6 protein-coding genes and 1 tRNA gene are annotated in these 7,500 nt (G+C 41.4%); 5 read left to right on the top strand and 2 right to left on the bottom strand.

The annotated features are described in order from the left end of the window. Nucleotides 1-669, bottom strand: a 669-nt coding sequence (locus tag H6F42_RS04900; protein ID WP_190398240.1) for a leucine-rich repeat domain-containing protein, incomplete at its 3' end; no start/stop codon positions are given. A 248-nt stretch (nt 670-917) separates the two neighbouring features. Between H6F42_RS04900 and H6F42_RS04895 the strand changes: the two genes are divergently transcribed. The 5 genes from H6F42_RS04895 to H6F42_RS04875 all read left to right on the top strand — a co-directional run bounded on the left by H6F42_RS04895 (nt 918) and on the right by H6F42_RS04875 (nt 4,762). After that, entirely contained in the window at nt 918-1,133 is a 216-nt protein-coding gene (locus tag H6F42_RS04895; RefSeq protein ID WP_190398239.1) for a hypothetical protein, read from the top strand. A gap of 2 nt (nt 1,134-1,135) precedes the next feature. Next, nucleotides 1,136-1,399, top strand: a complete 264-nt coding sequence (locus H6F42_RS04890; protein WP_190398238.1) for a type II toxin-antitoxin system RelE/ParE family toxin — start codon at nt 1,136-1,138, stop codon at nt 1,397-1,399. A 7-nt stretch (nt 1,400-1,406) separates the two neighbouring features. Next, nucleotides 1,407-1,601: a DUF2283 domain-containing protein gene (locus H6F42_RS04885; protein WP_190398237.1), complete on the top strand. Its 195-nt coding sequence runs from the start codon at nt 1,407-1,409 to the stop codon at nt 1,599-1,601. A gap of 496 nt (nt 1,602-2,097) precedes the next feature. After that, nucleotides 2,098-2,170 (top strand) — tRNA-His (locus H6F42_RS04880). 333 nt (nt 2,171-2,503) lie between these two features. Next, nucleotides 2,504-4,762 (top strand): ABC transporter substrate-binding protein, encoded by a 2,259-nt coding sequence (locus H6F42_RS04875; RefSeq protein WP_190398236.1) that lies wholly within the window; start codon nt 2,504-2,506, stop codon nt 4,760-4,762. A gap of 31 nt (nt 4,763-4,793) precedes the next feature. On the opposite strand, the gene H6F42_RS04870 is transcribed toward H6F42_RS04875, so the two are convergent. Further along, the gene (locus H6F42_RS04870) at nt 4,794-7,481 is read right to left on the bottom strand and encodes a DNA methyltransferase (RefSeq protein WP_190398235.1); all 2,688 of its coding nucleotides are present in this window, start codon (nt 7,479-7,481) and stop codon (nt 4,794-4,796) included. Nucleotides 7,482-7,500: the final 19 nt, after the last annotated feature.

Genomic DNA, 7,500 nt, shown 5'->3' with positions numbered 1-7,500 from the left:
GAGATTGGTTAACCTTGTAATCGAGTCTGGAATCTCGCTGAGACTGTTGTAGCTAAGGTCAAGGGATTGGAGATTGGTTAACCTTGTAATCGAGTCTGGAATCTCGCTGAGACGGGTGTTGCTAAGGTAAAGGGATTGGAGATTGGTTAACCTTGTAATCGAGTCTGGAATCTCGCTGAGACTGTTGTAGCTAAGGTCAAGGGATTGGAGATTGGTTAACCTTGTAATCGAGTCTGGAATCTCGCTGAGACGGGTGTTGCTAAGGTAAAGGGATTGGAGATTGGTTAACCTTGTAATCGAGTCTGGAATCTCGCTGAGACTGTTGTTGCTAAGGTCAAGGGATTGGAGATTGGTTAACCTTGTAATCGAGTCTGGAATCTCGCTGAGACTGTTGTAGCTAAGGTCAAGGGATTGGAGATTGGTTAATTCTGCGATTTCAGTTGGTAAAGTCTTGAGAGGATTACCTAAAACCTTTCGCTCAGTAACCCAACCTAGACCAGACAAATAATATTTTCTCTCAGTAATTTTTCCTAAAATCAACCTCTTTAAACTTCTACATTTAGCAATTATCGCTGGCAATACCTCAATCCCCTTTCCCGACAGATCGAGTTCTTCCCACTCCTCCCGCGCCGCCTGTTCAATAAGTTCTTCTAGTTCCGATGGCAACATGATTTCAAGAAAAAAGTAAAAGGGTAAAAGGAAAAAATTGGGTTGAGGTTTGGGCGATTATATGAAATTTACAGTAAAAATGTTAGACATTAAGAATAACTTACAAATATTCTAAATTACCAACCATATCTTCAGGCGTTAACACCTCCCAGATCAAAATCAAACTCCTCAAAATCTAGCCAGATGACGTTAAACAGTTAATACCTGAGTAAAATAGGCAGTAAGTTAAAAATTTAAGGGTGTCAATTATGACCCAAGCATTACACGCCGCCATTGAGTCAGTTAACGCGCTCAGCCTAGAGGAGAAGCATCAACTCTGGTTAATTCTTGATGAGGCGATCGCCCAAGCTGAAGAGCAAGACTGGCTAGAGGACGATGAAACAGCTGCGAAAATTCAGCAAGTACGCGAAGAGTATAGACAAGGTGAATACATTACGTTTCATCAGTACCTTACTCAAAAATAGTCATGACTTACACAATTATCGTCACCAAGTCTATCCAAAAAGATTTAGACAATCTTCCTAATGACATCAAAACTAGGGTTTACAGCAAAATATCACAACTATCCGAAGATCCACGTCCTGACGGTGTAACCAAACTAAAAGGTTATGAGAATGAATATCGGATTAGAATCGGTGACTATCGGGTTCGTTATGAAATTATCGACAAAGACGAAACTGTTTTGCTGTTGCAATGCAAGCATAGGCGAGAGGTTTATAAAAATCGTTGAATACCATATGAAAAAGATTAGCTATAGCAAAGATGTTGATGCGCTCTTGATTGAAATTTCTAATGATGCGATCGCCTACGCAGAAGAAGATGGTCAAGTAATTTTGCATTATTCACCAGACGATAAACTGGTTCTAGTTGAAATTCTAGACTTTCGCCGCTTTATGTCTAAGGAGTCCGTTGCTGATATGTTAGCAGTTTAAAACCTAATTGACTCCCCCATAACGCTCCTTCAACTTTTGTTGCAAAAGAGAAGTCGTTTTAGCCTTCATTTCCATCGCAAAAGCCTCATCTTCAGAGATCTGTTGTCTAATTTCTCGAAAATGATCGTGATAATTAAGCCAATGCAGAATAAACATCCGACAAGGAGATAGATGGCTATTAATTACTGTCGTCCTGTTTAACGCACCCTCAAAAAGTAAAATTGGGTTTGGTTTGGGCGATCGCCTATTAGTGATTACTGGCGATCGCTACTAGATATAGCATAGCTACAATAAATTGAGATATCTTTCGGTTCTGTAACTCAAAACCCAAAAAGCGAGTTGCGGCGCGAAGCGCCGCAACTCGCTTTTTGGGTTTTATATCCTAAGCAAAACTTACATTGCTATATAACTGAAATAGAGACTGAATTTTAGAAAACTTTTAAAAAGTACTTGCCTAAACGCCTAAACTTGTAATAATATATATTTCCGATGAATGGCGAGTGTAGCCAAGTGGTTAAGGCAGTGGTTTGTGGTACCACCATTCGTGGGTTCAATTCCCATCATTCGCCCTCAACTAAAAGAAAAGGATTGCTCTAGCAGCAGTCCTTTTCTTTTATAACTATCCTCCAAGAAAAGAGATGCCGCGCAAAGCGTGGCATCTCTTTCTTTATGGTTTGACTCAATTTGTGTGTTTTGACTGTAGCTCATAGCTCTAAAATTGCGAGAGAGTTTTATAGCAATTGCTAATCGCAGGAACCACAGGAAATATTTTAAAAGCGTGGCTTTGCAACACTTTTAAAATATTTCTTGATTTGGGTTGGAGCGCAAAGCGCTGTGATTGAATTCTGATAGGTTTTCTCTGCAATTTTCTCTGCAATTTTTATTAGGACGGCTGTAGATTCATGGGTAAGGCAGTTGTAAGGTTTTGGGCGATCGCTTTGACGACTATCTTGATCGTCTTGGGGTTACATAGCTTGTCCCCGCAAGCCTCTAACGCTGATGATAAGGCGATCGCGATCGCGGTTGCTGCACCTCTAAGCGGTGATGGCGCTAGTGGTGGGCAAGAAATCGTCGATAGCATCAAGTTATATATTGATGCGACTAATCGAGATGGGGGAATCAATGGTCGTCAGCTTAAATTAAATATTTTTGATGATAAGGGGAATGTGGATGGGGCAACTCAAGTTGCGAACGACATTGCCAAAAGTGAGGCTCTTGTAGTTTTAGGACATCGTTCCTCCGATGCCTCGATCGCGGCGGGTAGCATCTATCAAGACAAAAAATTACCAGCGATTACGGGAACAGCGAATAATCCTAAAGTTACTAGCGATCGCCCGTACTATTTTCGGATGATTTATACCAATCCTGCCCTTGCTAAAACCCTATCAATCTATGCCCAGCAGGTATTGCAGATTAAAACTGCGAGTGTGATTTACGACAAAGCAAGTAAAAATGAACAAGCGCAGTCTGAGGTAATTAAATCCGCCTTTGAAGCCAATGGGAATGGCAAAATTCAAAAGATTTGGGCGATCGACTCGGAAACCAATAATCGCAAAGCCTCAGTTCAACAAATCGTTAATGAAATTGCGGCGGAACCTGAAGCGGGAATTTTGTTTTTAACTTTATCTAAGGAAGAGGTTGCTGAAGATTTCTTGGTAGCTCTCAAACAAAAAGGTTTAAAGAATTTGATTTTAGGTGAGCAGGCTCTCGGTCGAGAAAATTTTGCTAAACGCTTTGAAAAATATGATGAAGAAAAGAAAAATGCAGGATTCTTTACCGACGGGATGTATGTACCTTTGCCGATCCTGTTTGATAGCGCAGGAGCCGATGCTCAGGATTTCTTGACCTCCTATCAAAAAGCCTATAGCAAGACTCCTTCATATTTAGGAGCGAAGTTTTATGAGGTAGCGATCGCCGCAGTGGACGCGATTCGTAAAGTTAATCCTAAAGGCACAAACATAGAAGGCGATCGCGAACAGGTGCGCGAAGCTTTGGCGGCGCTAAATAATCGCAAGGTTGGGATTAGAGGCTTAACGGGTTTGCTGTATTTTAATAGCGATCGCAATAGCGACCAACCTGTGCGCCTTGCCCAGTTCCAAAACCAAAAGCTGATTTCTGCTTCTCAACAATTTACGCCGATCGCTAATCCTGAACGCTTAAATTTACCAAAGGAACTGCAATCGGGAAGTATTGTCCAATCGGGCGATCAATACTTTTGGCGGCAGCGCGTAGTTTATGCGGGAATGGATATCAATAAGCTAAATCGGATTGATAAGTCCACCTTTACCGCCGATTTTTATGTATGGTTCCGCTATAGCGGCGGCGATGAACCTACCGAAATTCAATTTCCTGACGCGGTTACCAATAGCGTTAACCCCACGGCTCCCGTATTTGATGGCAAAGCTCCGATCAAGGCACAGGTCGTCAATGGCTTAAACTATCGCCTCTATCGGGTGCGGGGCGAATTCCGTAATGCCTTCGATTTTCGCGATTATCCCTTTGACTCGCAAAGGTTGAATCTACGCTTTGATAATCCCAATTTGTCTACAGAGCGACTGGTTTATGCGATCGATAAGGTTGGCTTAAAACTACCCAGACCTGAAGCTGAAGAGCGTAAACCATTTCAAGGACTGCAACTGTGGAATTTTAAAAATATTACCTACTTCCAAGATTCCTCGCGGAGTACTTCCACTCAAGGCGATCCCGATTTATTTCAATCCAATGCTCAAATTGAATACCCCGGTTTGAGTATTCGCATGACTTTCCAGCGCAAAACCTTAGTATTTCTCTCTAAGAATGTTTTGCCCTTGATCTTGCTTTCGCTTTTAACCTACTGCTGCCTATTCTTCCCCTATACGATGTTTGTGCCACGCACAATGGCTCCCGCCTCGGCATTGCTATCAGGAATTGTGTTGTTACTCTCCTTTAACAATCAACTTCCTGAAGTTGGCTACACCGTAGCGATGGAATATGTGTTTTATGTTTATTTCTGTCTCTGTTTATTCCCGATTTTGGTCACCGTAATCGGCACAAAACTGGACAAAGATGGACATAAAAAAGCCTTTAAATATCTAAATATCGCTTCATGGATTGTCTATCCATTGATTTTGATAATTACAATCTCGACTTTTGTGATCGCCTATAGCGATCGGCTAGTTTAAACACCAATAGAAACGGTACTTCAGACCGCTTCTATTGGTTAGAATTTTTTTCTTGTGCGGCGATCGCTTGATTAAGTTGCAATAGCTTCTCTAATAGGTCGTCACTGTCGCTAAAGCCGTAAATTTGCATTACCAGTTTGTCGAGCTTGGCATGGAGTTTATAGAGTTGGCTAGCAGGTTCGTGAAAATATTCGTTATAAAGTTTGGTAATGCCCCATTGTTTACTCTCCATTTGCTCAGTGCGATATTGATGTAGCTCTTGCATGGCGGCGCGGATTTTTGCGACTAGAGGACTGATTTTATTTTGCGGAAATGGGAATGTCTCGAAGCAGGTTGTATTGGTATAGCGTGTATCCCCTTTAAGAGTTGAACTTTGAGATTTTACCCATATACGATGTAACTTTGATGTGAGGATACCTAAGACATAAAAATCATCAGAAGCAATCACCATATTGGCTTCGCAGGGAAGTATGGCAATATCTACAGGTGTAAATATTGCCCATTTAGAAATTTTGGGTACAGCGAAATAGCAAGTCAAACCCTTTAAGGCTTCTCGCATCGCAGGACTATATCGCCGAAACCGCCACCAGTAAGTCTGAGATAATTTGCTGCGATTAACATCTTTTTGCGGTTTTACCAGTTCTCTTACTCGTTGGAATGGCAATTTATAGTCAGATGCCTCTTCTAAAGACATATCATTAAAATCAATCACCCAATTAAGTTTTGAATTGGGATTGATTAGTCCTTTCCCATCAAGCATCGGCTTTAACACATTGCGGTTTCTAGAATCGATCTTGATCCATTCTTCGGCTTGTTCTTGTGAAATAATAAATCCTTTACCACCGAGAGCGCAGGATTCAAATGAGATAGATTTGTTCTCAGTGAGTCTTTCTGAACCATCAACAGGAATTTCCGTTTTGAGAGATGAATAAATAAATGGCACTGGTTCACCATCCAGAAAATTTTGCCTTTGCGGTTGTTTTGCCCAGTTAACGATGCTCACATGGACAGCCGCTTCACCAGACCATTCCTGTGTTGAAACGGCATTGTGAATAAATCCACCATTGTTGACCACATAATCTAGACTTGCTTTCCTCCCTGAAACTTGGGCGATCGAATTTGTCCCCACTAGCCCTGCTCTACCATTTTCACTCAGTGCGTCATGGGCTTTTCTAAACCAAAATACGCAAAAATCTGGCTGTCCTTGCACATCAGGAAAGCGTTGCTGAATTTTCTTTACATACTTATCACCTAATTCTTGGCGTAGTTTTTTGCCGCCTAAAAACGGTGGATTACCAATGATCGTATCTGCCTCTCCCCATTTAGCAATCAAGGCATCCCGACGCACAATATTTTGATCAAGAGTATCTAACGGTAAGGCTGGTTCAATCAGTCCATGGCGATCAATCGCTACTTTGCGAGCAATTGTTAAAGTCACCCTTGCTAACTCCACCGCAAATGGATTGATATCGATCCCAAAAAATTGATTGGGTGTAACCAAACCAATGGGGACTTGGTCTGATCTTTGGGTCGCGATCATTTTATCAATCAACATTACTTCAATGCGTTTAAGTTCTTGATACGCAAGGTAGAGAAAATTTCCAGAACCGCAGGCAGGATCTAAAACACGATAACTTTGGAGTTCTAGTTGCAAGGCATGAAGCTCGTCGATCGCATTAGCCGCATCAATTTTTTCTTCCCAATAAGTGGTAATCGTTGGCACAACAATTTTCATGATGTCAACTTCTGAGGTAAAGTGCATTCCCGTTGCATGTCGCTCTTCCGTGTCAGATGTAGATTCAAAAATACTGCCAAAAATCGCAGGTCGAATCTTACTCCAATTCTCTCTAGCCACAACATCCAAAATCTTTAATTCTTCGTGATTTAACTCAATCGGATAAACTTCTGAAAACAATCCGCCATTAAAATAAGCCACACCCTTATAACGCCCTGCGGGTGGAATTTCTTGACGGTTCATTTTTGCAAATAGTCCCCCAAGCAAATCGTAGGTACTTGCACCCTTGAGACATTCTTGGACAAAAGTCACAAAGATATCATTAGGCAATAGTCCCCGATCCTCGGCAAACATTGCTAATACACATTGCAAAATAAACTTTTGAGCGCTTAACTCGGTAAACCCATCTTGTGTAAATCCATCTTTATTAGCTCTGGCTTTGAGGAGTTTATATAATTCACCCAAACGCTTCGCTGTATTAACTGTAATTTCAACTTGGTTATTTCTAAATACAGGAGTTGTATTGACCGCGATCTCCATGAACCGAAACGCACCGGCTCTATTGGGTAGATCTGCGATCGCTACCATATCTACAGGCGTATCAACTTGGAGATTAAAGTCATAGATCCAAAATTCATCAAAATTGCAAAGGATTACATATCTAGGGCGATCGGGTACTAAGTACGTCCAATATTGAAAAGCTTGGGAGTAATGCTTATTGAGATCTTCCCCTCGCTTTTTCATCTCAATCAAAACGCCGCCCTTACCATTACTCTCAGGACGTTTCCACACTAAATCTGCAAAGCCAGTCTTGCCCTTAGTACTACCCTTTTTAACCCTTTGCTCATACACTGCCCCCGCCTCGATCGCGCCCTTGTGATGAAAAGCTTGAAAAAATCTATCTAAAAATATTTGAGATTCTGATTTTTCATCCCCCTTTAAAGTGGAATGGAAGTTAACAAAATCTTGCAAAGGTTCAGACATTTATTGATCCCAATCTTGG

The organism is Pseudanabaena sp. FACHB-1998 (assembly GCF_014696355.1).
GTDB lineage: Bacteria > Cyanobacteriota > Cyanobacteriia > Pseudanabaenales > Pseudanabaenaceae > Pseudanabaena.
This window is presented reverse-complemented; position numbering and strand designations above follow the sequence as displayed.

Coding starts and splice junctions, on each gene's coding strand:
- H6F42_RS04895 (WP_190398239.1), top strand. CDS start 918: ATGACCCAAGCATTACACGCCGCCATTGAGTCAGTTAACGCGCTCAGC.
- H6F42_RS04890 (WP_190398238.1), top strand. CDS start 1,136: ATGACTTACACAATTATCGTCACCAAGTCTATCCAAAAAGATTTAGAC.
- H6F42_RS04870 (WP_190398235.1), bottom strand. CDS start 7,481: ATGTCTGAACCTTTGCAAGATTTTGTTAACTTCCATTCCACTTTAAAG.
- H6F42_RS04875 (WP_190398236.1), top strand. CDS start 2,504: ATGGGTAAGGCAGTTGTAAGGTTTTGGGCGATCGCTTTGACGACTATC.
- H6F42_RS04885 (WP_190398237.1), top strand. CDS start 1,407: ATGAAAAAGATTAGCTATAGCAAAGATGTTGATGCGCTCTTGATTGAA.